This is a genomic window from Acinetobacter sp. YH12063 (assembly GCF_013419715.1).
Classification (GTDB): Bacteria; Pseudomonadota; Gammaproteobacteria; order Pseudomonadales; family Moraxellaceae; genus Acinetobacter; species Acinetobacter amyesii.
The window spans coordinates 263,232-288,509 of record NZ_VOZO01000001.1; the positions used below are offsets into that span (position 1 = coordinate 263,232).

Consider the following 25,278-nt stretch of genomic DNA (forward strand, 5'->3'; position numbering starts at 1 on the left):
AAATAGACCGTATCGGATTACGAAAAATAAATAGGATTCACATGAGCCAAACTACACAACACGACCTTATTGGGATTGCTGATGTTGCAGCAAAAATTCCCGCGTTCATTAGCAAAGTACCCAACCTGTTGAGTGGTCTAAAGCAAGCCTATTTACGTACCCCAAATACTTCCGCAGGCTTAGGAATTGCATTTGAAAAAGCCGTAAAGCGTAATCCCAAAGGTTATGCACTTTATTTTGAAGAGCAAAAATATACCTATAACGAATTAAATGAATGGGCCAATCAAATTGGTCACTATTACCTAGCACTCGGTGCAAAAAAAGGTGATGTGATTGCGGTGATGATCGAGAACCGATCTGAACTCGTGGCAACTATCGTGGCATTAGCCAAAATTGGCGTCACCAGTGCTTTGGTAAATACTTCACAAGTCGGCAAAGTCCTGACACACAGCATCAACTTAGTGAACCCAATTGCGGTAATTGTGGGCGAAGAATGCCGTCAAGCTGTAGAAGAGATTCGTAATGATCTCAGTGTGGCTGCAGATCGTTTACATTGGTTCGCCGATCAGGCCACCCGTGTAGATGCCGGTAAAGCACCTAAAGGCTTTTTAAACCTTGCAGTAGCGATTGATGAATTTCCAAAATTCAACACGCCAACCACTGCAAGCGTAAAAGGCAAAGACGGCCTATTTTATATCTACACCTCTGGGACAACAGGCTTACCTAAAGCGGTGATTTTCACCAACAGCCGTTGGACTTTGGCTTATGGAACATATGGTCACGTCCTCAATTTGAACAAAGATGATGTGATGTATGTGACCTTGCCGCTCTATCATGCTACAGGTACTGTGGTTTGTTGGTGTGGGGTGATTGCAGGTAGTGCTACCCTTGCCCTGCGCCGCAAGTTCTCGACCTCTTCATTTTGGAAAGATGTACAAAAATTTGATGCATCAGCCATTGGCTATGTGGGCGAACTTTGCCGCTATTTAATGGATGCCCCACATTCAGACCTTGAAAAAGGCCATCGTGTGAAAAAAATGATTGGTAACGGCATGCGACCAAACATTTGGGATAAGTTTAAAGAACGCTTTGGGGTCGAAGAAGTCCTTGAACTCTATGCGTCAAGTGAAGGCAACGTCGGCTTTAGTAATGTGTTTAACTTCGACAATACCGTTGGTTTTTCACCAACGCCTTATGCGATTATTCAGTTTGATAAAGAAAAAAATGAAGCTGTACATGATGCTAAAGGTCGCTGCATTAAAGTGAAAAAAGGCGAAGTCGGCTTACTCATCGGTAAAATTACCCGTCGCTCACCTTTCGATGGCTATACCGACACGGAAAAAAACAAATCCGTCATTATGAAAGATGTGTTCAAGCATGGTGATTCATACTTCAACACTGGCGACTTGGTCCGTGACATTGGCTTCCGACATGCACAATTTGTCGACCGTCTAGGCGATACTTTCCGCTGGAAAGGTGAAAACGTCTCAACCACTGAAGTTGAAAACATGGTGAGTGAGTACGATAAAATTGCTGAAGCTGTGGTTTATGGCGTAGAAATTCCAGATACCAATGGCCGTGCAGGTATGGCTGCCATCACGCTCACCGACGGTGCCGAACTCAACGAACAAGATTGTAGTGAAATGGTTCTACAATTTAAAAAATGCTTACCCGCTTATGCTGTACCGGTATTTTTACGTGTACAGAAAAAAGTCGAAACCACAGGCACATTTAAATACCAAAAAAACAAGCTGAAAGAACAAGCCTTTGATCCTAAGCAAACGGATGAACGTTTATTGGTATTGCTGCCAAATGCAACTGCTTACTGTGATTTAACTCCTGAAATTTATGCCAATATTCAGGCCTATCAATACCGTTTTTAAGCAAATAGCGCTCATTTTAGCGACAGATATCCGCTAAAATGAGCTACTTTGTTGTATTTATAATCAAACACAAGCAAGTTTATGAATTTTTACTTGCGCTTGAAGCAGATCTTGCTACAATACGCACCATCAAGCGAAATGGGTCGTTAGCTCAGTTGGTAGAGCAGTAGACTTTTAATCTATTGGTCCCGCGTTCGAGTCGCGGACGACCCACCATTTCCTTCGATACCACAAGATGGGTCGTTAGCTCAGTTGGTAGAGCAGTAGACTTTTAATCTATTGGTCCCGCGTTCGAGTCGCGGACGACCCACCATCTTTCTAAAATGCCAGTTTTAGATTACAATCTTGTACATACCCCCTAAGGGTCGTTAGCTCAGTTGGTAGAGCAGTAGACTTTTAATCTATTGGTCCCGCGTTCGAGTCGCGGACGACCCACCATTCTTTCTTAGGGCTTCTTTCTTCCGGCAGTTGAAGAAAAAGAAACCTGCAGGTTCCGACCAAGACAAACCATCACCATTACTGGTTTTGATTCGCCATTCTCGAAATTTTGCTATAGCGATGTTGCGAAGTATCATTCTTGTCTTGCTAGATGAAGTATTTGACCTGAAAAATTTTAGATAACAAATATTCCCTAGTATTCAAAACTACGTGCTTCGTTTATCTTGCTAAAATTTTAAAATGCTCTTTTAAAATTTTCTCAGGGTTGTTAGCTCAGTTGGTAGAGCAGTAGACTCTTAATCTATTGGTCGTGGGTTCGAACCCCACACAACCCACCAATTCTATGTCGTATTAATAATTCAATTTTTTATAAGCTAGTTGCATTCGATTAGCCAAGATTTGCGAATTTCACGCCGACACTCAAACGCAATTTATAATTTTATTTACTTCATTCGCAGTATTTAATTTGGGTCTTTCACCAAGGTATAGGCATGTTGAGGCTGAGGATAGCCTTTAGAAAATAATTCCTGATTTCGGTCGACTTCACCTTGACGAATTTTGTCTAAATCCATGGTGATTTTATTTTCATTAATCACGTGATAATAAAAATTCACGCCTTCTTTTCGATGAACCACCAGCTCGGTATGTGCTTCATTGACACTCCACGTATCCTTACGGTATTTCACATTAATGCCTGGCGTATTGGTTTTTTCAGCAAACACTTTACCAATTTGAATAATACTGCGGTGTACCGTGCCATCTGGTAATAAGTTAAGAATGAACTCCGCATCGCCTTCTGGGCATGGAATAAAACTGTCATCGCATTTTACTTTGGCATGAAAACGTCCAATAAAAATTTTGGCATGCTCAGGAACAGGAGCTGACTTTATGTCCTCGTCATTCGGCAATGTCGCCTGCCCTGCCACTTGGGTTAATTTTTTTCCATGATCTTGCTTCGCTTGAACTTCCGATGCGACAGTTGATGCTGAACTTTCACCCTTTTCCGCTGCGGGTTGAGGCGTTGGACTACAACCAATAAAAGAGAGGCTGAACACTCCTGCAAACACTGAAAGATATGCAAATTTCATCAAAAAAGGTGAAGCCGATGTTTTCATATAATGTGCCAAGACCAATCATTCATTGGTTTTTTCAGTTCTTGCTGACTTAATATTGTAATCAAAAAATCAACGCTGTATACATATATTTGCGATATATGTTAATCATATCTCATTGTTATCGTTGATATTTAATTAATACTCAAGCTATTTTAAAGGCAAACTAATCAAACCAATTCTTCAAATTACATAACTTTACTTAATTTTTTTTCTGCACCCTTTAAATCGCAAAGCTTGTCACCATTTCTATAATATGAATTTGGAAATATTCAAATTTATTCTTTTTTGAAGGAGACCTGAATGGCCAATGTTGGTTTATATCGCTCAAACCGCTCTAACATGATTGCTGGTGTGATGGGGGGTATTGCTGAACGTTTTGGTTGGAACGCAAATTTACTGCGTATTATTTTTATCTTTGTATCATGCTTAAGCGCAGCCTTTCCCGGTATTTTGGTGTACTTGGTTTTATGGTTAGTCATGCCTAAAGCACAAGATAACTTTTTCCGTACCAATGGCTATTCAGATCCAATCCGTACTGTGAATGATGACAGACGTTAAAATCCCTTGACCCAGTTTGGTCGCTACGGTTTCTCCCCCAAGATTCCGTAGCTTTTTTTTGCCTACATTTTGGCAAAACCATATTTAAGTCTGATGAATTTAAATCAAAGTTTAAGGCTTAAGATTTTGTTTGCTGATTTAACTGTTGATATAACGCTGCGATCATATCAGCACGGCTAATCATTCCCACCAACCGTTTTTGCTCAACGACTGGAATATAATTAAAAGATCTTTCCACAAAATACGGCACCAAATCTTCAATCGGTTGATCTGGCTGCACGGTCACCACTTTGGGATTCATAATTTGATAAACGTGATTTTCCCAACTGGCTTTGGGGTCTGCGGCACGTTTAAACCATTCCACTACATCATATAAAGCCAAATTTCCCACCAAGCGATCCAGATCACTCACCACTGGCAAACTCATCAAATTGACTTGTTTAAACTTTTCCAATGCTGACTGAATATCATCTTCTGCACGCAAGCTAATCACTTGCTGGCTCATGAGATCACGACAATGAAACTGGCTTAGACCACGACGACTAGCTAACTGCTGTGCTTCTAAAATGATTTTTTGTAGGTCGTATTCACTGATATCGAGTAACTGACTTTGCTGTTCTAAGACTTGCTGAATATCCGCAGGTTGAATCGACACTTTTTGTGTCGGTGTTGGATCTGTCGTCCGTGTATTAACTTGTGATTTTTGTGGATACTGCTTACCTAGTAATCGGTTATAAATGATAGCAACCACCATCAAGAGGACCGAATTTAAAAGGACTGGATAAAAAAGAAAGGCGTAGCCTAAATCATGGACAGCCTCGCCGCCCAATACCGCGGTAATCGCTACTGCCCCACTCGGTGGATGCAATGAGTCCGTGGTCATCATTAAGATAATCGCTAATGCAACTGCGATACTAAAAGCTTCGGTTAAATTAGGAATATACATCGCACAAGTCACGCCAATCAAAGCCGCAAGACTATTACCGACCACCATATTCCACGGCTGTGCCAAAGGACTAGCAGGTACAGCAAAGAGCAGCACAGACGATGCGCCCATCGGGGCGATATACCATGCATTTAAGTCACCTAGCGCTAACCAACTAATCAGCGAAGATATACTCAGGCCCAGCAAAGCACCTACCCCACATAGGATGCGATCTTTTAATGGTAAAACTTTAAAGTTGGGTTTAAGTGTATTGAGCCAAGATGATTTTGCGTGAAACACGGTCATGCCTGATTTTTTGAGGATGAGAAATTATAGGAGATTTAGTCCTAAAATTTCATCAGCATCAGATGGAATTTTAAGGTTATTCTATTTTAACGTTCATATCCCATAGCTTTTACCCTCTTACTAATCCACAATATTTTTGCATTTATTTAAATAAGTTTCTTCTTCTTCCAATTTGAGACCAAAGACAGGTTGAATCGGTATTTCATCCGTTCTGTAATAGCATTTTTCACGCCATTTTATCGCCTCTTCCTCATCTTGAGGCAGTCCATTTAAACCGTGATAATAATTTTGAAACATATTCTCAAGACCTTGTGAATATCCTAAATTACCTGACTTAATGTACCATTCGGTTGAGATTTTTCCATTTTTTTCAACTCCTAATCCTCTTTGGTAAAGTACACCCAAATTGTTCATTGCTGCTGGATTACCTTGAGCAATCGCCTTTTCATACCAATATTTAGCTTGTTGAAAATCAACTTCTGTACCTAATCCTGAATGATAGGACTCTCCAAGTTTAAACTGAGCATCAGCATTACCCGACTCGGCAGACTCTTTTACTAATCTAAAAATTTCAGGATACAGCTCTGGATCATGCTTATATGCATAAAGTCTTGCTAAATTTAATTTGGCGAGTGGACTTCCTTGCTGAGATGCTTTTTCAAATAGTTTTTCGATTTTTATGTCTTGTTCAGTCGGCTGATCATTTTCATCCTCATCTCGATTTCTAACGCCTTCATAGATATTTTTATAGTAGAGTAAAGCAGCATAGCGATTTAAATCATCGCCTTTAAGTTCCTGTGTCTTGTATTTAAAAGCAGCTTTAAGATAGTTAAGGTTATTTTTTACACTCGAAAAACCGATAAAAATCAGAAAAACGACACCAAGTAGGAGGTAATATTTTTTTAAGCTCATAATTTTATAGATTTTTTCAAATAATTTTTAAATTTTACTTACATATATTTCATCAAAACACGGTTCATTATGTATAAGATTCATTATCTAGACAATCACTTGTTTAAAATTTAAAATGTTTAAATCGAAAAATTATATAAAATACAGATAATGAATACAGAAAAACCTTTTAATTTCAAACCTAAAGAAGCACTTATTTTATCACCACTTATTCCTATACTACTTTTCATTGGATATTTTTTAATTAATGGTTCATTCAAGCTTGATGTTTTAGAAATTGTAGGAACTTTTGCTGGAATTTATTACGTTATCTTGTATCCAATTTTACTTAAAATTTGCCAAATTCTTATAGCCAAAAAATTATTTATTTTTCCTTTTATATGGTTAGGTGCGCATCTAACCCTAGTCATGATCTACTTTTTCATTACAACTTTTCAAAATTTCTACTATGGATTTCCAATTTTCGAATCTGTTGGTCGAACAGTGTGGGACACAGCATTTTCCTTATTCATAGCGATCGTTAGTTTTGTTCTTTCCATTATTTTTTGGAGTTTTTCAACATTGCAACCAAAGCTAAAACTCAAAAAATAAATAGCGCTATTAAAATCTTAAAAGGAACCAAGTAGCCTTTGCCACTCCTCTGCAAAATCCTTATACTTAGAGCCAATTTTTCACTAATTTTAATGGATGCTACATGAGTCGCGCCATATCGCATATTGATACATTTCAAGGCTTAATTCTTGCCTTACAAAACTACTGGGCTGAACAAGGTTGTGTAGTGTTACAACCTTACGATATGGAAATGGGTGCGGGTACATTCCACACTGCAACTTTCCTACGTGCCTTAGGCCCTGAAACTTGGAACGCTGCTTATGTTCAGCCATCTCGCCGTCCGAAAGATGGCCGTTATGGTGAGAACCCAAACCGCCTACAACACTACTACCAGTTCCAAGTCGTGTTGAAACCAAACCCAGACAACATCCAACAGTTGTACTTAGATTCATTAAAAGCCATTGGTATTGATACCCTTGTTCACGACATTCGTTTCGTGGAAGATAACTGGGAATCTCCAACACTTGGCGCATGGGGCTTAGGTTGGGAAGTTTGGTTAAACGGTATGGAAGTAACTCAGTTCACTTACTTCCAACAAGTTGGTGGTGTTGAGTGCTACCCTGTGACAGGTGAAATCACTTACGGTCTAGAACGTCTAGCGATGTACCTCCAAGGTGTAGACTCTGTTTACGATTTGGTTTGGACCAAAGGTCAGTTTGGTACAGTGACCTATGGCGACGTGTTCCACCAAAATGAAGTTGAACAATCAACTTATAACTTCGAATATGCCAACGTTGAAAAAATGTTTGAATTATTCGACTTCTATGAAGCTGAAGCAACTCGCTTGATGGAAGCGGAACTTCCACTTCCTGCATACGAACAAGTGATTAAAGCATCTCATAGCTTTAACTTGCTTGATGCACGTGGCGCAATTTCAGTAACTGAACGTCAACGTTATATTTTACGTGTACGTACATTGGCTCGTGCGATTGCGCAAAGTTATGTTGCTGCACGTGCGAAGCTGGGCTTCCCAATGGCAGAACCAGCTTTACGTGACGAAGTCCTTGCTCAACTTAAAGCACAAGTTGAAGCGGAAGCAAAAGTAGAATCTAAGGAGAGCAAATAATGTCTAAACATACAGTATTGTTCGAATTAGGCTGCGAAGAACTTCCACCAAAAAGCTTAAAAAAATTACGTGATGCGCTACATGCAGAAACGTTAAAAGGCTTAAAAGACGCAGGTCTTGCATTTGATGCGATTGAAGCTTATGCAGCACCACGTCGCCTTGCACTTAAAATTGTGAATGTTGATGCAGCGCAAGCCGACACTCAAAAACGTTTCGACGGCCCTGCAAAACAAGCAGCGTTTGATGCCGAAGGCAAACCGACTAAAGCACTTGAAGGCTTTATGCGCGGTCAAGGCATTACGGTTGATCAAGTTTCAACTTTCCAAGCAGGTAAAGTTGAAAAAGTGTGCTACTTAAAAGATGTGAAAGGTCAAAGCCTTGATGTGCTTTTACCGCAAATTTTACAACACGCTTTAGATAACCTACCTATCGCAAAACGCATGCGTTCTGCGGCAAGCCGTACTGAGTTTGTACGTCCTGTAAAATGGGTTGTGTTGTTGAAAGACAACGATGTCATTGATGCAACCATTCAAGATCACCAAGCAGGCAACGTGACTTATGGTCACCGTTTCCATGCGCCTGAAGCAATTACACTTGCAAATGCCGATGCTTATCTTGATGCCCTGCGTACTGCAAAAGTGATTGCAAACTTTGAAGAGCGCCAAGCCATCATCGACCAACAAGTCAAAACTTTGGCTGATGAAGTAAATGCCATTGCGATTGTCCCTGCGGACTTACGTGACGAAGTAACAGCATTGGTTGAATGGCCAGTTGCGCTTCGTGCAAGCTTTGAAGAACGCTTCCTTGCTGTTCCTCAAGAAGCACTCATCACGACGATGCAGGACAACCAAAAATATTTCTGCTTAGTGAATAGCGACAATAAACTTCAACCTTACTTCATTACAGTGTCAAACATTGAGTCGAAAGACCCGACACAAATTATTGAAGGTAACGAAAAAGTTGTACGTCCACGTTTGTCAGATGCTGAATTCTTCTTCTTACAAGATCAAAAGCAACCGCTTGCATCTCGTAAAGAAAAACTTGCAAACATGGTCTTCCAAGCTGAGCTTGGTACACTATGGAACAAGTCTGAACGTATCGCGACTTTGGCTGTTGCACTTTCTGCAATCACTGGGGCAAACCCAGCAGATGCTGAAAAAGCTGCGCTTCTTGCTAAATGTGACTTAACCTCTGAGTTAGTGGGTGAGTTCCCAGAGCTTCAAGGTATTGCCGGTACTTACTACGCACGTATTGAAGGCGAAAATGATGAAGTTGCTGAATCTTTAGGTGAACAATACTTACCTAAATTTGCAGGTGACGTTTTACCAAAAACCAAGACCGGTACAACGCTTGCCCTTGCTGACCGTCTAGATACATTGACAGGTATTTTTGGTATTGGTCAGGCACCGACAGGTTCTAAAGACCCGTTTGCACTACGTCGTTCTGCCATTGGTATTTTGCGTCTTGTGACTGAAAATGATTTAGACGTTTCGATTGAAGATCTAATCAAACTTGCACTTGCTGCTTATGGCGATGTATTGAAAGACCACGATAAAACTTTGGCGGATGCAGTTGCATTCCTTGAAGGTCGTTACCGTGCAAAATACGAAGACCAAGGCGTGGCTGTAGATGTGATTCAAGCTGTTCAAGCACTTTCTCCAAAATCGCCACTTGATTTTGATAAACGTGTAAATGCGGTAAATCATTTCCGTGACTTACCTGAAGCTGCTGCACTTGCAGCTGCCAACAAGCGTGTTGCAAACATTCTTGCAAAAGAAGCTGCACCTGAAGGCGCTGTGGTTGAAGCAAACTTGGTTGAAGATGCTGAAAAAGCATTGTTCGCTGAACTTGCGAAAATCACACCTGTAGTTGAGCCGTTATTTGCTGCTAAAGACTACACTGCTGCATTGTCTGCACTTGCTGCACTTCGTGCGCCAGTGGATGCGTTCTTTGACGGTGTAATGGTGATGGCGGATGATGCTGACCTGAAAGCAAACCGTTTACGTATGCTTGCACAGCTTCGTGACTTGTTCACGAAAGTGGCTGATATTTCGGTGTTACAACACTAAGTTTAAGCATTCATTAAAAACCCGCTTTAGAGCGGGTTTTTTATGCCATTTGAAATCTAGGTAGAATCCTGTTAGAAATAGCGGGATTTTTTAATAAGAAGAATATATGAAAAGTATTACAGTCAATCATCCTTACCGCCCAGATCTCTATCTTTTTATTTTACATGCAGTACTGATGGCATGCAGCTTTTACCTTTGGAAGGTTTATCCATACATTCCAACCAAGCCAGATATGGGGGCTTTATTCTTTTTGATTATTTCTGTTTTGGGTGGATTTATTGGAATCGTCATCGTTGCGGTCAGTTTGCCAAGATTAGACCGCACTGTGCGTTACTTAACGCTTTCAAAATTTGTTTTAAGTTTGGTGTATTGGTTGTCGAGCACAACCATTTTCGTTTTATTTGGCAGTACTAAATTTATATTCAATAATCCCCTCGTGCTATTTGTCTTTGTTTTTCTATTTTTTAGCAGTCTGTATTTTTCAATAATTCGTGTTGCTGATATGCGTAAGAAAGATTGGCTCATTATCGGTGGAGTATTGGGTGGCCTTGTGTTGTTGTTCTTTTTGTCAAAACTTTAATCGCTAAATAAACCAGCTAAGGCTTCATGGGTTATTTAGAATAACGTCCTGATAATCCAATGAGACGGTTTGAAACATTAGATAAATTACCAAGCGAAATCACTTCTTAATACATCAATGTGAAAAAGATCTGGCATTGCACTCAATATCTCGTTTTAAATAAAGATGAATAAGACTTGAGCAAATAAATCTCAGCATGCTAAAAATAACTCAACCTAAATAAAATGAAATACCTATGATGAATAAAAAATTAGTTAGCTTTGGACTATTGATTCTATCTATTTCTTCTGCAAATGCTGGAACGGAAATGACTCATTCCCAAATCATCATTTCTTCACCCGATACCGTTGCAAGTTATGATTGCGCAGGACGCTCAGTGAATATTCCTGCTCCAGATAGCCGTATTACTCTAAAAGGCAGTTGCCCGATGATTACTGTTGCAGGTCCAAATACAACGGTCTATGTAGAATCAGTCAATAAAATCAATATTTATGGACCAAATTCGAAAGTGTATTATCAAAAAAGCACCCATCCATCACGCCAAGTCAGCATCAATGCCGTTGGTCCAGGAAGTGCAGCCTATAAACGTTAAATATTAAGTGAATGAAGTTGAATTTAGGCTTAAGACTTAAATCTATAGCCAATAATTCACCAATTCCCTATACTCAATCCAACAACACTCAACAAGAATGAAACTTATGAAATTGAAAGCATTCCTTTTGACTGGTCTTGCGGGTCTAACACTTTCTGCATGTACATCTGCACCAACGATTCCACAACTTGAAACAGGTGTATTACAAGAGGTTCAAAACATTGATGTCTACCCAGATACCACAGATAACAAAGCAAAACTGACTAAATTTGTAGATAAATGCGTGATTGAATTTACAGGCAATTTAGAAGAAGCAAAATCTGTTGAACAATGGTCATTTAAAGGCTTAACCCTAATTTCAGGTGGTACAGCAACCTTTGCCAAAGATGGTACAAGTTCAGCGCACAATTTTGATTTAAATGCGGCGGATGTACAGAAAAACTTCCTTGCATTACGCGGTCATTTTGCAAAAGATGCGCTTACACAATGTGAATAAATAATAAAAACCATATCTCCAAAATGGAGGTATGGTTTCATTTTTCGTTTAATCTTGAATCATAATCAGTTCAAACCCATAATTTTTAATCATGAAAATCGTAACTAGAACCACACCACAGCAACGCTCAAAACACATATAAGCCACTGTATTTTCATAAAATTACAATAATGCATTAACTTAACCATGTTTCCACACTTCAAACTTCCGCGTATCTGAGCTGTTATTGCATTGTGTGACTTATCGCACAAAACCACTTTTTGCTTTTTTTTACTCTTAAGATGTCCTCTGCTCCAAAAGCGCAAATGCTGAGTGCAACAGCAGCGTTCAATAAAAGAGGACAATTGCAAAGATGAAACCTTTATTTAAAACAACACTGATCACCGCAGCATTATTCGCAAGCACCCCACTATTTGCGAACACCGCAGTAGAAGCCAATGCGAAAGTTGAAACACAGCAACCGTCTGTACTGCAAAATCTAAAACAAGACATTAATCAGTCTGCGCATACAGCCGGTGACAAAATTGAAAAAGGCGTCGATAAGACCAAAACATTCACCCAAGAAAAGTGGCAAGACACCAAAGAATTCAGTGCTGACAAAAAGCAAGATGCAAAAAATAAATGGGCTGACCTAAAACAGTCTAAAGATGAAAAGTCAGATGCAGCGAAAGCCAAGATCGATGCCAAGGCTGAGCAAAATAAAGCTAAGCTTGATGAGCGCAAAGCACAGCTCGATGAAAAAGCTGCAAAAAACAAAGCAAAACTCGATGAACGTAAAAGCAATGTCGACAACAAAGTTAATCAAACCAAGAGTTATTTAGGTGAAAAAGCTCAGGAAGGTCGCCAATTTGCCAGTGAAAAATGGCAACAAACCAAAGCGAATTTCCAAAAAGGTCAAGAAGCTAATGTGAGTGGCAGTAGCAATGTACAGTTGCAAACGCCTGTCGCACAAGCTGAAGTCCATAGCTCACATGAAGCCAGCTTAGGTGCTCACAAATAAATAAACTGGCTTTCATACCCTCTCCTCCAGAGAGTAGGCTCACCCTTCAGTGGGCCTTTTTTTACCCTAGGCAAAATACAAACGTGTACAAAGCTGTCATTTGCTGTATTGATTTTGCTACGGCAGGTTTTTTTCGCTGCAATTTTTCCTATAATGCGTTAAAACCGTTCATCAGATAGAAAATCTATAAAATTCAGAGGTGAAGCTGTGAAAATTTCATTAAAAGCAACGTTATGCCTAAGCTTAATATTCACGACACCCATGCTTTGGGCACAAGAAAACACAGCAGCGCAAAGTACTGAGCAACAAGCGAAAAAACCTGTGAGCCCTTATGGCGATAATCCAAATTTATTGCATGTGTGGGCCTATAAAGCCCAAGAAGGCGTGGTCGGTGCTGCTAAAAATATTGGCGAAATGACTGAACGTGGAATTTCTAAAATTAAGCCTTCGGTTGACCAAGCTTGGGACAATACGAAAACAGCTACTCAAAATACAGTACAACAGGTTGATCAGGGCGCACAGCAAGCCACCCAAAACGTCAATGAAAAATTGAAACAAACCCGTGAAAATATCACAGGCAAAACCAGCCAACCTGCGCCCATTAGCCAACAGTCGTTGAGTGAACCGTCTTCAGGCAATACAATCAATACGGCTCCGAGCAACAATGCGGGGCAAAATAACAATCAATATCCACAAAGTAGCTATCCATCGAGTTCAACGTCTACGACCTATCCAGTGACTGATTTATAATTTAGCACCACATTTAAAAGCTCAACTTTGGTTGGGCTTTTTTAAAACCAAAATTAAATACTTTTGGTCTTTGGCCTATGCCTATAAAAACAATGAATTAATGAGAAAAAAATGCGAATTTTATTTGGTATCTTGCTTGGCATTCTGCTCTGTGTTGGCTCTATGATTGGCTTACAACGTTTTCCACAATTGTTGAAAAGTTATCCACAGTTGCAAACTATTTTTCCCCAATTGTACGATTCATACCAATATAATCATGATGCCGAAGGTAAATTATTACAAACCTTAGAGATGCTAGATGACGAAGAATACAAATCGACTGAAGGCAATGAAGCGACACTGTATCAACTCGATGATCAATGCAAAATAAACCTCTATGTTTTTGGTGAATCCTATCAAAGCCTAACAAGTTATTATTTTCACAAAGGTCAGATTATACGTGCCTATGAAACATATCTGACCTATCCAAACGGTGGCTTTTACGCTGAACCCAATACCAAAGAGCCTTTTAAACTTGAAAAAAGTTATTTACAAATCATGATGCCAAACAATATCAAGACTGAACTTGAATTTGAGCGGATCAAAAATCATTTCAATGCTAAATGGTTGAAAAATTGTTAGAAACTACCTTCACGTATTCGATAAGACCTACCTAGCGAATACGTGAATTTCAGCAACTCAAATTTAGCTATTTAATAAAGCATTAAGCAGCTGGCTTAAGATATCGCCTACGTACAAACAATGCCGTACAGATTTGAATAAGCATCAACAGGCAAAATGGATAGTCAACCCAGACTGATAAATGATCAATATGAGCAACCTCTCCAAAGACAGAAAAATAGACCTGTCCCACAATAATTGGCACCACAACAAGCCATAGTCCCCAATACCAATAGCGATTTAAAAAATCAATAAGCGCTAAGACGCAATGCGCAATAAAAAATACCGAAACCAACACAACTTGTAAGGTCGGCATGAATTTATGAACTTCAAAATCAGGGTTCTGGAATAAATAATTTTCACTGATATTTAGTACATAACTGTACCATGCCCAAGTGATGCATGCGGTAAAGAGAATCAGCATGCAAAATAATCTTAAACTTTTTTTATTGGCAAGATCGACCTGCATAGACATCCCTATTTATATGGAGCATTGTTCAAAAATAATGTTCCTTAAACTCGATTTTAATTCACCTGTCGAATTACCATCCCAGCTTTAAAGGCTTCTACATTTTCCACCAATTGCTGCACAATGCGTTGTCGCGCATCGACGCTGCCCCATGCACTATGTGGGGTAATGATTAAATTTGGAATACTTGGGTCAAGCAACACATTGCCCTGCTTGGGTGGCTCAACGGTCAAGACATCGGTTGCCGCACCTGCGATCTTTCCTGATTTTAATGCCTCAGCTAATGCAGTTTCATTGACAACACCACCTCGTGCGCAATTGATCACAAAGGCCGATGCTTTCATTTGAGCCAAGCTTTCATGATTGAGTAAATCACGGGTTTCATCAGTTAAAGGACAATGCAAACTCAGAAAATCGACCTGCGCTAGCATCTCAGAAAATGCCACACGCTCAGCCGCCATGGGGCGATTCGGTAGCGCACCAATCATAATTTTCATGCCAAACGCTTTAGCCAAATGAGCCACGGCTTGCCCCAATTCGCCATAGCCGACAATCCCCAAAGTCTTACCAGCCAACTCAATAATTGGAAAATCTAGTAAGCAGAACTGATCCGCTTTTTGCCAATCTCCCTGCTGGACCGCCCGATCATACTGTCGAAATGATGTCGCCAAGTTCAACATTAACATCAAGGTATGCTGTGCGACCGCAGCGGTGCCATAAGCTTGGCAATTACACACCACGATGCCTTGTTGCTGTGCGTGTACAAGGTCAACGTTATTGGTGCCAGTGGCAGAAATCAAGATCAGTTTTAATTGCGGATTGAGCTGCATGTGCTCAGCATTGATGTGTACTTTATTGCTGATAATCACATCAGCCTCTTGTATGCGCTGAGCAACCTCTGCAGCCGTTGTTACGGGATAGAGCGTCAAGTCATCAAACTGTGCTTCTAGTCCGCTAAAATCTAAGTCCTGTTTATCTAGAGACTGATAATCTAGAAATACCGCTTTCATGGCTGCTTCCCTTCTGGCCGATTATAAAAATTCGATTGTGGATGATTAAAACCTGTGATGCACCAAAGTGCAATCGAACAGCATATAAAAAAACCCGCTATTTCGCGGGTTTATCGAGATGATGTTGCAGTGAATTTCGAATTTTGAGTATGACATAAATGGTCAGTATCGTAAGTAATAACATACTGCTGCTAAAAATCAGTATGCTTGAACTAACCCCCTGTGCATAGGCTGAACCCATGGTCAGCACTAAGATGAATAATACAGCAAGCATCTGCGTTGAATGCATACTGATACCCCTCATATTCCTTATGATGTTCTGGGCAGTATGATTGTTTTTTATACTACCTTTCTCTCATCATAATCCCTTCCTACAAATTAGCAAGCTTTGGATTTTCAAACAAATGCCGAGCTTAAATCTGTTCGGGCTGCACCACAAACTGGCAAGATGCATCGGCGTTTTCGACAAAGAAGACTTGACCAAATTCATCGCTACTCAAACGCAGTTCTTTATAGTTGAGCGTGTAATAGCCCACATATTTCTGCATTAAAATCGGATGCATACCGGTCGCAAGTTCATCTTGTGCTAAGACCAATTTCATTACCTGACGGTCATTCATCACCACCATGTAACGCTCATCTTGGACTTGTACGTATACCAGACCTGTGCCCTTCGGCTGCAAAGGGATCAAAAACTTGTGATTCAGCGCAATCACACCGGCTGCATAGCTTTCAATTTTTTGGCTAATCACGTTAAACACTAAACCATGATCAAACTGGTCGAGTAACAGGTTACGATTATCCTGTGGCACAAAAGTTGTGATCCCCAACTTTTGCAGATCTTGCTCACTGACTTGTTTGTTATTAAACAATACTCGTAATAAGGTCTGCTTTTGTTTGGCATCAAAAAATTGTGGATCAAGCTGAAACGAATTACTTTTTAAAATTTCACCCAAGGCATCTCGATGGCGAGTCAGTAAATTTTCGATAACTTTTCGATAATAAAATTTGCTGTTTTTCTTAACCCGACGCATTTTTTGATAAAAATACGGCGCATCAAAAGGATGTCTCAAGAAATCATTTAACAGTTCAGAACTCGCCAATACCGCAATGGCATCATGCCCTGTAAACGGCAGATGTAACACATGCACATGCGGAATTAAGGCCTGTAGTTTTTCAAAGTGTGCGCGATCTTCTGGACAATAAGGATCATACACCACGATATATTCACGTGTAGTCGATACGTCTTCAGCAAGCACCCGCATATTGGCATGCAGATTGGGTTGAAAGAACATGCCATAGCGTGTATCGACAATATCGTCTGGGTCGATGGAGTACTGCGGCACCATACTGACCACACGCTGAAAACCAAATAAATTGGCATACTTAATGGCAGCATAGCCGCCCATGGAACCACCATAGGCAATTCGCAGCTCAAATTGATCAAGGATCGGCTTGATGGCTTGATACATCGGCTGCATTGACGATGCTGGAAACCACGATTTTTGTTTCGGCATCACACCGATCACATTAAAACCATATTTTTGCAAAGACTTCTCGGCATTGATGCTCAAGCCCTTGGCGCGGGTAATCAAATCACCGAAGGAGAAAATAAGCTCACGAGAACTGCCAGGCTGAAAAATGACACGAATTTGATCATCTTCAAAAATGATGTGCTTTTCCATTGTACTTTGCTCCAGTCCTTGTTGCGTCACGCTTTTCCTTCCTTGTTGCATTCAAAGTTTATCTTGTTCCGAATATGCTATTTTATAGAGGCCATACAGATTAAAAAGTGCAGAATATGACACATTCAATACATCCTGCCGCACAACAAGGCTTTAGCTCAGCAGCTGAACTCTATCAACAAGCCCGCCCTGACTACCCGATTGAAATCAGTGCGTGGCTACAACAACATTTAGCTTTAGCCCCTCAAGCCCATCTGGTGGACTTAGGCTCAGGTACAGGCAAATTTCTCGAGTATATTCGCCCACTCAGTGAAAATATCACCGCGATCGAACCTGTGCATGAAATGCTGCAACAATTGCAGAAAAAACATCCGCATATTGCAACTTTAGCCGCCCAAAGTGATCAGATTCCACTGCATGATCATTCTGTGGCAGCGGTATTTTGTGCCCAATCTTTTCATTGGTTTTCCACCCCTGATACCCTCAATGAAATCAGTCGTATCTTAGTTCCCAATGGGGATCTTGTATTGATTTGGAACCAACGTGATATCCAAGTCAATTGGGTCAAACAACTCGCTGATGTCTTGAGTGAGCTCGAAGGTGACACACCACGTTATCATAGTGGGCAATGGCAAAAAGTGTTTGAGCAGCAGCAAAAATTTAAATTAATTGCCGAAACGGCATTTCAACAATTGCATCATGGTACAGTGGAACACGTGGTTTCCAAACGATTATTGTCCACCAGTTTTATTGCAGCGTTAAGCATGGATGAACAACAAAAACTGAAACAACAATTTGAAAATATCGTGGCTGAATCAACCCAAAAGACTGCACAGGATTTCATTGATTTCCCCTATATCACGCATGTCTATATCTTTAGAAAAACACATTAGGACACGATTATGCTCATGCCAATCTCTTTTAAAAAACTCTGTGTCATCTTCCTCATGGGTACGGTGCTAGGACTCACTGCATGTGAAAAATCATCAAAAACGGTGGAACAAAATAGTGAAATCAGTTCCGATGATCAAATCATGAAAGAACTGAATAGTGATCCTATTAAAAACTTTGCCAAGACCCCAGATGATCTACACGACCTCACGCTTCTGACGCAATATGACGAGAGCTTTGGTCAAATTAGCGATGAGATGGAAGATGAGCTGATGAAACTGCGTGAGGAAGGCAAACTTACTGATGAATTTGCCACACAGCGTAAGCGTGACAACATCCAGTCAGCACTGAATATGCTCAAAGAACTCGAAATGAAAACTGAGCAAGGCCGTTATATTCAAGGCTTGATGTATCAGTACTGGGACAATCAATCACAGATTTATCGTGAAAAAAATCAAGCAGCCGATGGTGAGTTGAAAAATCCTAGTGATAGTGTCAAAGGTCTCGGTCAGTTTATTCATGCTCAAGAACAATTGGGACATTGGCAAGAACAATATCCTGAACTACAAAAAAATCGACAACCCTAATCATCCACCCTGTTGCAATCTATGCACCCAAATTCAACATGGATGAATGAGAAGGTGATACGAGCTAAAAAACACAACATAAACTCAACTTCAAGGGCACATCCATGCCCTTGATGTGATTGCTCAATCTTGATTTTCGCTATGGTCGTTCAGCATATTGTGGTAAATCACCTACAATATCATCCCATTCTGCTTTAGATGCGACAAAGATATGACAGGTCGGTTTCTGCGTCAGAGGTGTATCTAAAGTGCCTATTTTCGTAGACGGCAATAATCCGGCGTTTCAGCCTTTATACTGATGATTGGCGAACCACACTCACTACAAAAACAGCGCTGTGTGGTAGCGGTAGACGCATACTGTTTCAGAAACTGCTCACCGGCTACAATTTTAAAATCTGCTTTAGCAATCGGGGCATTGGTCGCAAATGCTGTACCATTGGCTTTTCTGCACCGAGAACAATGACATTGCACGATCTCACCAATCGGACCATTGATCTCATAACAAACCGCTCCACACAAGCAGCTTCCGGTATATTGTTCTTGTAAGCGCATAGTGGTCTTTCTTAGAAGAATTTCATCTCAAAATATCACAACTCCTCAGCAAGATTGTGACAATTTGAAGCGCTTAGCTCTGCAAAGAAACCAGATAGTTTTGAACCCCTTCACCCGCTGCTCGACCAGTTGCAAGGCAGGCTGTTAGTAAATAGCCTCCAGTAGGCGCATCCCAATCCAACATTTCACCGCAAGCAAATACTGCAGGATTGCTCTTCAATTGTAAGCCATCATTTAGGACTGAACGCTTCACACCACCTGCGCAGCTAATCACCTCATCTATCGGGCGAAATCCGTCAAGTTGAATATCTAAATGTTTAATTTTCGCTGCTAGTAAGGCCGGCTCATGCCACAAAGATTTATCCACCAGTTCACGGACCAGCGCAGCTTTCGCCGCATCTAAACCGGCTTTACGCCAAACATTGGTTAAAGACTGCTTTTTCGAAGGCTGTAGTTTCTTTGCCAATTGCTCAACACTTTGATCTGGCAATAAGTCCAAAGTCAGCTGCATGGGCTGAGCAGATTTCACCTGTTGACGCAGTGCTCGACCTTGTTTGTAGATTAATCCACTTTCCAGCCCATAGTGTGAAATGATGATATCGCCTTGGGTCGGCTCGGCTTGATCGACCCATGCATTGACTCGCTTTAAGGGTTGTCCAAACACAGGCTGCATAAACTTCGACCAAGCGCGTTCCACGCCAGCATTACTGGCTTGAAAAGTTTCAATGCTCTCAGGCTGCAGCCATTTTTGCCATGCGCCATCACTGCCTAAACGTGACCAAGACACTGCGCCACATGCCATAATAATCGCATCAAAACCAAGTACTTGACTTGATTCATCAACAAGGTTTTGAATCGTTAGCTGATTGGACTGCAAGTCCAAAACTTGATGTCGATAATGAAACTGCACCCCGTCGAAACTGAGGCGTTTTAACCATGCACGTAGCAAAGGCGCAGCTTTCATTTCAATAGGAAAGACCCGACCTGATGAACCAATATAGGTTTCAATACCTAGCCCCATCATCCATTGTTGAATCCATGCGGCATCCCACTGCTTAACCCATGGACTCAGCCATTCTACTTGATCATAGCGCTGTACAAACTGTTCAACAGGTTCTGCATGCGAAATATTCAGCCCCGTCTTGCCAGCCATTAAAAATTTACGGGCTGCCGATGGTTTTTGCTCATAAACATGAATGTCATAGTCAAATTGGCTAAGCACTTCCGCCGCCATCAATCCCGCAGGACCTGCCCCAATGATTGCAATACGCTGAGTCATGCCCAATTATTCCGCAGATGCTTCAGTGGGTTGCTTGCCTTGTAGCGGCTGAAAATCATCAAAACGTGTGGTGTAATCTACAGGCTTGGTAATGATTAGCTGCTGACAGAGTTCACCACGTTCAAGATATTTAATTTCAAAATGCGTGCGTGCTGAAGTCTCTGCAATGCGTTCTTTGACAAAAGGCAGCTTCCAAACATCGATTAACTGCTGCTGCGCTTCCTCAATATATTCAGGAATATTACTGGCCAAGGTAATCTGACCACCCGGCTGCAAACGCGACAATAGAAATTCAAAAAATGGCATATTTAACCAGCGCTGTGCAGGATTATGCGGTTCAGGGTTTGGATACAAAATAAAGAATTGCTGTACTTGCGCAGGATGTAAGGCATGTACTACCCAAGGTAATGCATCAGCATGAATTGGAGTTAAATTGCTTTGCCCTTCAAGTTGATGCTGCTTTTGCATTGCCACAAATTTTTCACGTGTCCGCTCAACAGCAATCAATTGAAATTCAGGGTGATTGGCTGAAAACAATAATGCATGTTTACCTTTACCAGCCCCAATTTCCACACAAATCGGTGTGGAATCAATCGGCTGAAAATCACGGGGAGCTCGCATACGCTGCGCTTGAAATTGACGAATAGGCATAAACAGATCAAACTAAACAGAACGGCATAAGTCTAACAACTGCGACTGTATTTGCCTAATTGAATCATCCGTTTTTGCTGGAGTTAAGCATGCCCACCACCATGAATTGTCCACGCTGCGGCGCATTGACGACTTGGGAAAATAATGAATATCGCCCGTTTTGCTCAGATCGTTGCAAATTGATTGATCTCGGTGCATGGGCCAATGATGAATATCGTCTGCCGACACAAGATGCACCTCAGGCTGATGGCGGCCGTGAAGAAGATCAGTTCTAAATACGTTTAGCTCAGATTTAAATATAAAAAAGGTCTAACCTAGTAGACCTTTTTTTATTTTAACGAATCCAGTTAAAGCATATTGCTTAACCGGCTTTACCCGCAACAAAAGGATTGTGCTGCTTTTCATAACCAATGGTACTCATTGGACCGTGCCCTGAAATAAACTGGGTGTCATCCGGCAAGCTAAAACATTCACGCTGAATAGATTCGAGTAATTGTTGATGGTTACCGCGTGGAAAATCTGTCCGGCCTATCGAGCCTTTAAATAACACATCACCCGTCCAAAGCACGGCATATTTTGCGTTATAGAACATGACATGACCCGGTGTATGCCCCGGTGCAAAACGCACTTCAAACTCTTCTGCACCCAGCTTCAAGGTTTCGCCGCCTTCCAACCATTGGGTCACATGGACATTTTCAGGGATCGGGAAACCATATTTCGCAGAAACTTCCTGAATCATATCCAACCAAAATGCATCTTCTTTATGCGGGCCAATCACCGGAACATTCCATGCTTGGGTTAATGCCCCAACCGCACCCGCATGGTCTAAATGGCCATGCGTCAACCACAAGGCTTTGACCGTTAAACCAAGCGCTTCAACTTCGGCTTTTAATTTTTCAGGCTCTCCCCCTGCATCAATCAAGACCGCTTCTTTCGACTCAGAGTCCCAAACAATGGAACAGTTTTGTTGAAATGCCGTGACGGGCACGATTTTAACTTGCAACATAGGGAGAAAACCTCAAGGCGATGAATGGGCTAATGTTTGCTTTAAGGCATCAAGATTAGCTTGAAGTAATAAATTGAGCAATGCGACATGATCATCCCGCGCGTTTAATGCTGGAATATAACCATATTCGCCACCGCCTGCAGCTTGGAAAATTTCAGCATTTTGCAGCGCCAACTCTTCTAGCGTTTCCAAACAATCCGCTGAAAATGCAGGGCTCATAACCTGTACCGATTTCACGCCTTGTTTGCCCCATGCTTCTAAGGTGGCATCGGTATAAGGCTTCACCCACTCTTGCTTACCAAAACGCGATTGGAAACTGATTTCATATTGATCTTCATTTAAACCGAGCGCTTTTGCGACCAAGTGCCCTGTTACACGGCAACGGTCAGCATAGGGATCACCCTTGTCGGCATAAGGCTGTGGAATGCCATGAAAAGACATCAGTAACTTATCCGCGACCCCATGCTCCGCTTGATAATCACGCACACTTTGCGCTAATGCTTGAATAAATAGCGGGTGCTGATAGTAGTCACGAATAATGCTCAGACCCGGCAAATTACGCTGCTGTGGAATCCATTTAGCAATGGCATCGTATAAAGGTGCCGTAGATGTTGCTGAATACTGTGGAAACAACGGAAATAATAGAATGTGGTCTTGAGGCTGCTGTGCCAATTGATCTAAAGCTGCTTGAATGCCTGGATTACCATAAGTCATGGCCGGAATCACATTCAGTTCAAATTCTGGATATTTTGCTGTGAGATGCTGTTTTACTGCGGCAACTTGCTCAAATAAAATTTCACGCATGGGTGAATCATTACCCCAAACCATTTCATAAGCATGTGCAACACGTTTAGGGCGAAATGGCAAAATAAACAAACGTAGAATGATTTGCCAAATCGGTTTCGGGATTTCAATCACCCGCTGATCTGACAAAAACTGTTGCAGAAAACGACGCACTGCGGGCACAGTTGGCGCATCAGGCGTGCCTAAGTTCGCCAGAATAATGGTGACTTTAGCTTTCTCGACAGGCAACATTACACTTTTTCCATCAATTTGAATGACGCTAATGTAGCAGCTTTTTATCCATTTAATAAAATTGATTAATATGCAGATTTAAATTGAAAAACTCGATCATTATCAAGCAAATTACTTTCTAACAATTTTTGACCTTTACTGGTTACTTGCCACAACATCCGCTGACGGTCATCTCGGCCATTGGGCACAATCCAGTCATTCTGCCGCATCTGGCTTTTAATGCTGTGTAAAGCACGAATATTCACTTGTGCCCGCGCAACCGCATGAGCACGTGGCATCTCAATACGTGCATCATCCAGACCTGTTTCATTCAAAAACTCATTCATACGTTTAGAGAAGAATTCTTCAGGGGTTGGATTAACAAAGGTTGCGCCTAAAATCGACAAGAGCTGCGCCCACGTCATTTTCTTCTGTACTTTTAATTCTTTGAAATTACCATCTTGATAAGCGTGCATGCGGTATTCAAATGAAAATAGTTCATGCATCGACACTTTTGGTAAGCTCAGGAATGGGTCGACTTCTCGTTTTCCAGACTCTGTTTCGAGTTGAACTAACTGGGCTTTTAAACGATCAATTTCATCATGTAAAGCTTGGGTATTTTGCGGACGAACCCAACCTGAAACAGGATAGCGCTCTAGCATTTGCGGCATGTTCAATCGCACTGCCATTTCTAAATCACGCAAGGTTCGATAGCTAAAGACTTGATCCACTTCATTTTGCAATAGCTTACGAAAGTCTTTGAATTTTTCACGTAGCTCAGGCTTTTCATCATGCAAAGAAAGATCACGTGAATTTGGATCTTCATGCATAAACACAATGACCGGCTTTTGTTTCGTCACTGCATAAATATATTCAAGGTGCATATAACCCACACCTGAAACAGACTGCTCGCCATACTGACTACCCAGTAAGATCACCACATAATCACAGTCATCAATTTGACGACGCGCAAAAGCCGTACTTAATGGTGTGCGCTGTTCCAACCCCCAAGAGAAAAAACCCATCCCTACAAGAGTCTGTGCCAATATGATCCGTTCTGGCTGCATTTCACTGCCAGATGTGGAAATGAATACTTGATAACGCTTATCGAGCATTAGAGATCCTCTTCCCGTTGCACGCTATATCCAGCACTCAAAAAAGTGGTTGCTGAAACATACAGCATGACTACCCCAAATAGATTTAAATTGTTTTATCTAAAATCGTTCAATCACAATGATTAAAATTCTAAACTTGCCGCCTGAATATTGCAGATTTTCCAAGTGATTTGATCATCTTGAATTAAGCGTGCTACCACAGGTGTTAAGTTTTCCGCATTATTTCCACTGACATAACATTCGATACGCAGTGAATCTTGGCGGTTATGCTCAAATAATAACTCATTTTTAATCAAAATTTGGGCTGTTTGTCGTGCAACCGCAAATCCTGAGTCAATTAATGTCAGCTTCTGACCAAAAATATACTGAATTGCCGATTTTAGGAAGGGGTAATGCGTACATCCAAGCACTAAATAATCTGCACCTGCATCTACAACTGGCTGTAATATCTCAGTTAATGTCTGCAGGCAAGGCTCAGTCATTTGCGCCCCCGCTTCAACAAAGGGCACCAATTCCAAAGAAGTCACTGACAAAACTTGCACCCCTGCAGGTTCAGCAAATCGCTGCATGACATCTTTGATTAATTTACCCCGAAAAGTCGCAGGCGTTGCGAGAACAGCCACGGTTTTACTTTTGGTCTGTAATACCGCAGGTTTTAAGGCCGGAACCAAGCCAATAATTGGAAAGTTCTCACCGTAGTGTTCACGCAAATAATCCAAACTAAATGCCGATGCCGTATTGCATGCCACCACCGCGACTTTACACCCCTGACGGTATAACCACTCAATCGCATGTGCAGTCAATTCACGGATGTCCTGATCTTGACGCGGGCCATATGGAACATGTGCTGTATCTGCAAAATAAACAATCCGCTCATTCGGTAAATAACGTGCAATTTCCAACGCAACAGACAAACCACCAATACCTGAGTCAAATACCCCAATAGGCGCATCAGCAGTCGCTTTTGGCATGGGTACATTTAAGGGGTAAATGGGATGAATGGCGGTCATAGGGTCACTTTAATTTAGATTCAGAATGACAAGGTGGAAAGCTTAAA

At 41.2% G+C, this 25,278-nt stretch carries 27 protein-coding genes, 4 tRNA genes and 1 pseudogene; 18 read left to right on the forward strand and 14 right to left on the reverse strand.

Features of this window, described 5'->3' with window-relative positions:
- Window positions 1–41: 41 nt before the first annotated feature.
- The 5 genes from FTU12_RS01210 to FTU12_RS01230 all read left to right on the forward strand — a co-directional run bounded on the left by FTU12_RS01210 (window position 42) and on the right by FTU12_RS01230 (window position 2,659).
- Window positions 42–1,883 carry a long-chain-acyl-CoA synthetase gene (locus FTU12_RS01210; protein WP_180113583.1) on the forward strand — a complete coding sequence of 614 codons (1,842 nt, stop codon included), beginning with the start codon at window positions 42–44 and terminating at the stop codon, window positions 1,881–1,883.
- 140 nt (window positions 1,884–2,023) lie between these two features.
- A tRNA-Lys gene (locus FTU12_RS01215) sits at window positions 2,024–2,099 on the forward strand.
- Window positions 2,100–2,120: 21 nt separating this feature from the next.
- Window positions 2,121–2,196: transfer RNA gene (locus tag FTU12_RS01220), tRNA-Lys, on the forward strand.
- A gap of 49 nt (window positions 2,197–2,245) precedes the next feature.
- A tRNA-Lys gene (locus tag FTU12_RS01225) sits at window positions 2,246–2,321 on the forward strand.
- A 262-nt stretch (window positions 2,322–2,583) separates the two neighbouring features.
- Window positions 2,584–2,659, forward strand: a tRNA-Lys gene (locus tag FTU12_RS01230).
- A gap of 123 nt (window positions 2,660–2,782) precedes the next feature.
- Here FTU12_RS01230 and FTU12_RS01235 read toward each other — a convergent pair.
- The gene (locus tag FTU12_RS01235) at window positions 2,783–3,436 is read right to left on the reverse strand and encodes a hypothetical protein (protein ID WP_257223018.1); all 654 of its coding nucleotides are present in this window, start codon (window positions 3,434–3,436) and stop codon (window positions 2,783–2,785) included.
- Between the two features lie 300 nt (window positions 3,437–3,736).
- Here FTU12_RS01235 and FTU12_RS01240 point away from each other — a divergent pair, with 300 nt between their 5' ends.
- Complete coding sequence (locus FTU12_RS01240) at window positions 3,737–3,994, forward strand: PspC domain-containing protein (RefSeq protein ID WP_078189754.1); 258 nt, start codon at window positions 3,737–3,739, stop codon at window positions 3,992–3,994.
- A 118-nt stretch (window positions 3,995–4,112) separates the two neighbouring features.
- On the opposite strand, the gene FTU12_RS01245 is transcribed toward FTU12_RS01240, so the two are convergent.
- Together FTU12_RS01245 and FTU12_RS01250 are read right to left on the reverse strand one after the other, a co-directional pair.
- Complete coding sequence (locus FTU12_RS01245) at window positions 4,113–5,225, reverse strand: HPP family protein (RefSeq protein ID WP_218955912.1); 1,113 nt, start codon at window positions 5,223–5,225, stop codon at window positions 4,113–4,115.
- Window positions 5,226–5,345: 120 nt separating this feature from the next.
- Window positions 5,346–6,137, reverse strand: coding sequence for a tetratricopeptide repeat protein (locus FTU12_RS01250; protein WP_078189755.1), 792 nt, complete (start codon window positions 6,135–6,137; stop codon window positions 5,346–5,348).
- Window positions 6,138–6,287: 150 nt separating this feature from the next.
- Between FTU12_RS01250 and FTU12_RS01255 the strand changes: the two genes are divergently transcribed.
- The 9 genes from FTU12_RS01255 to FTU12_RS01295 all read left to right on the forward strand — a co-directional run bounded on the left by FTU12_RS01255 (window position 6,288) and on the right by FTU12_RS01295 (window position 13,923).
- The gene (locus FTU12_RS01255; RefSeq protein WP_180010262.1) at window positions 6,288–6,728 is read left to right on the forward strand and encodes a hypothetical protein; all 441 of its coding nucleotides are present in this window, start codon (window positions 6,288–6,290) and stop codon (window positions 6,726–6,728) included.
- 103 nt (window positions 6,729–6,831) lie between these two features.
- The gene (gene glyQ, locus FTU12_RS01260; protein WP_078192785.1) at window positions 6,832–7,815 is read left to right on the forward strand and encodes a glycine--tRNA ligase subunit alpha; all 984 of its coding nucleotides are present in this window, start codon (window positions 6,832–6,834) and stop codon (window positions 7,813–7,815) included.
- Window positions 7,815–9,884 (forward strand): glycine--tRNA ligase subunit beta, encoded by a 2,070-nt coding sequence (glyS, locus tag FTU12_RS01265; protein WP_180113584.1) that lies wholly within the window; start codon window positions 7,815–7,817, stop codon window positions 9,882–9,884. Before glyQ ends, glyS begins: the two co-directional genes overlap by 1 nt.
- 106 nt (window positions 9,885–9,990) lie before the next feature.
- A complete protein-coding gene (locus FTU12_RS01270) occupies window positions 9,991–10,464 on the forward strand; it encodes a hypothetical protein (protein ID WP_180002923.1) in 474 nt (157 codons plus the stop codon).
- Between the two features lie 235 nt (window positions 10,465–10,699).
- The gene (locus tag FTU12_RS01275) at window positions 10,700–11,056 is read left to right on the forward strand and encodes a DUF3060 domain-containing protein (protein WP_180062894.1); all 357 of its coding nucleotides are present in this window, start codon (window positions 10,700–10,702) and stop codon (window positions 11,054–11,056) included.
- A gap of 106 nt (window positions 11,057–11,162) precedes the next feature.
- Window positions 11,163–11,552 carry a hypothetical protein gene (locus tag FTU12_RS01280; RefSeq protein ID WP_078189759.1) on the forward strand — a complete coding sequence of 130 codons (390 nt, stop codon included), beginning with the start codon at window positions 11,163–11,165 and terminating at the stop codon, window positions 11,550–11,552.
- A 352-nt stretch (window positions 11,553–11,904) separates the two neighbouring features.
- Entirely contained in the window at window positions 11,905–12,552 is a 648-nt protein-coding gene (locus FTU12_RS01285; RefSeq protein ID WP_180113585.1) for a hypothetical protein, read from the forward strand.
- Window positions 12,553–12,813: 261 nt separating this feature from the next.
- Window positions 12,814–13,302, forward strand: a complete 489-nt coding sequence (locus FTU12_RS01290) for a hypothetical protein (protein ID WP_180113705.1) — start codon at window positions 12,814–12,816, stop codon at window positions 13,300–13,302.
- A gap of 111 nt (window positions 13,303–13,413) precedes the next feature.
- The gene (locus FTU12_RS01295) at window positions 13,414–13,923 is read left to right on the forward strand and encodes a hypothetical protein (protein ID WP_180002917.1); all 510 of its coding nucleotides are present in this window, start codon (window positions 13,414–13,416) and stop codon (window positions 13,921–13,923) included.
- Window positions 13,924–14,005: 82 nt separating this feature from the next.
- Here the strand turns inward: FTU12_RS01295 and FTU12_RS01300 are convergent, their stop codons facing one another.
- From FTU12_RS01300 to FTU12_RS01315, 4 genes are all read right to left on the reverse strand, one after another.
- A complete protein-coding gene (locus tag FTU12_RS01300) occupies window positions 14,006–14,431 on the reverse strand; it encodes a hypothetical protein (protein WP_180113586.1) in 426 nt (141 codons plus the stop codon).
- 56 nt (window positions 14,432–14,487) lie between these two features.
- Window positions 14,488–15,441 carry a 2-hydroxyacid dehydrogenase gene (locus FTU12_RS01305; RefSeq protein WP_180113587.1) on the reverse strand — a complete coding sequence of 318 codons (954 nt, stop codon included), beginning with the start codon at window positions 15,439–15,441 and terminating at the stop codon, window positions 14,488–14,490.
- A 97-nt stretch (window positions 15,442–15,538) separates the two neighbouring features.
- Window positions 15,539–15,730, reverse strand: coding sequence for a hypothetical protein (locus tag FTU12_RS01310; protein ID WP_078189765.1), 192 nt, complete (start codon window positions 15,728–15,730; stop codon window positions 15,539–15,541).
- 124 nt (window positions 15,731–15,854) lie between these two features.
- Window positions 15,855–17,126, reverse strand: a complete 1,272-nt coding sequence (locus FTU12_RS01315) for an alpha/beta fold hydrolase (RefSeq protein ID WP_180007257.1) — start codon at window positions 17,124–17,126, stop codon at window positions 15,855–15,857.
- 116 nt (window positions 17,127–17,242) lie between these two features.
- On the opposite strand from FTU12_RS01315, the gene FTU12_RS01320 reads away from it, so the two are divergent.
- Together FTU12_RS01320 and FTU12_RS01325 are read left to right on the forward strand one after the other, a co-directional pair.
- Entirely contained in the window at window positions 17,243–18,019 is a 777-nt protein-coding gene (locus FTU12_RS01320; protein WP_180026637.1) for a class I SAM-dependent methyltransferase, read from the forward strand.
- A 9-nt stretch (window positions 18,020–18,028) separates the two neighbouring features.
- Window positions 18,029–18,604, forward strand: coding sequence for a hypothetical protein (locus FTU12_RS01325; RefSeq protein WP_306670098.1), 576 nt, complete (start codon window positions 18,029–18,031; stop codon window positions 18,602–18,604).
- A gap of 139 nt (window positions 18,605–18,743) precedes the next feature.
- On the opposite strand, the pseudogene FTU12_RS01330 reads toward FTU12_RS01325, so the two are convergent.
- The 3 genes and pseudogenes from FTU12_RS01330 to FTU12_RS01340 all read right to left on the reverse strand — a co-directional run bounded on the left by FTU12_RS01330 (window position 18,744) and on the right by FTU12_RS01340 (window position 21,092).
- Window positions 18,744–19,156: pseudogene (locus FTU12_RS01330) on the reverse strand (GFA family protein).
- Window positions 19,157–19,229: 73 nt separating this feature from the next.
- Window positions 19,230–20,435 carry a TIGR03862 family flavoprotein gene (locus FTU12_RS01335; protein ID WP_180113588.1) on the reverse strand — a complete coding sequence of 402 codons (1,206 nt, stop codon included), beginning with the start codon at window positions 20,433–20,435 and terminating at the stop codon, window positions 19,230–19,232.
- Between the two features lie 6 nt (window positions 20,436–20,441).
- Complete coding sequence (locus tag FTU12_RS01340; RefSeq protein WP_180026647.1) at window positions 20,442–21,092, reverse strand: SAM-dependent methyltransferase; 651 nt, start codon at window positions 21,090–21,092, stop codon at window positions 20,442–20,444.
- An 83-nt stretch (window positions 21,093–21,175) separates the two neighbouring features.
- Between FTU12_RS01340 and FTU12_RS01345 the strand changes: the two genes are divergently transcribed.
- Window positions 21,176–21,361, forward strand: coding sequence for a DNA gyrase inhibitor YacG (locus tag FTU12_RS01345; RefSeq protein WP_078189771.1), 186 nt, complete (start codon window positions 21,176–21,178; stop codon window positions 21,359–21,361).
- An 86-nt stretch (window positions 21,362–21,447) separates the two neighbouring features.
- Here FTU12_RS01345 and FTU12_RS01350 read toward each other — a convergent pair whose 3' ends face one another.
- The 4 genes from FTU12_RS01350 to murI all read right to left on the reverse strand — a co-directional run bounded on the left by FTU12_RS01350 (window position 21,448) and on the right by murI (window position 25,231).
- On the reverse strand, window positions 21,448–22,092 hold the full coding sequence (locus FTU12_RS01350; RefSeq protein ID WP_180108799.1) for an MBL fold metallo-hydrolase: 645 nt from the start codon (window positions 22,090–22,092) through the stop codon (window positions 21,448–21,450).
- A gap of 12 nt (window positions 22,093–22,104) precedes the next feature.
- Window positions 22,105–23,127, reverse strand: coding sequence for a ferrochelatase (gene hemH / locus FTU12_RS01355; protein WP_180113589.1), 1,023 nt, complete (start codon window positions 23,125–23,127; stop codon window positions 22,105–22,107).
- A gap of 65 nt (window positions 23,128–23,192) precedes the next feature.
- On the reverse strand, window positions 23,193–24,221 hold the full coding sequence (locus FTU12_RS01360; RefSeq protein ID WP_180113590.1) for a DUF4062 domain-containing protein: 1,029 nt from the start codon (window positions 24,219–24,221) through the stop codon (window positions 23,193–23,195).
- Window positions 24,222–24,343: 122 nt separating this feature from the next.
- Window positions 24,344–25,231: a glutamate racemase gene (murI, locus tag FTU12_RS01365; RefSeq protein WP_168377950.1), complete on the reverse strand. Its 888-nt coding sequence runs from the start codon at window positions 25,229–25,231 to the stop codon at window positions 24,344–24,346.
- Between the last annotated feature and the right edge of the window lie 47 nt (window positions 25,232–25,278).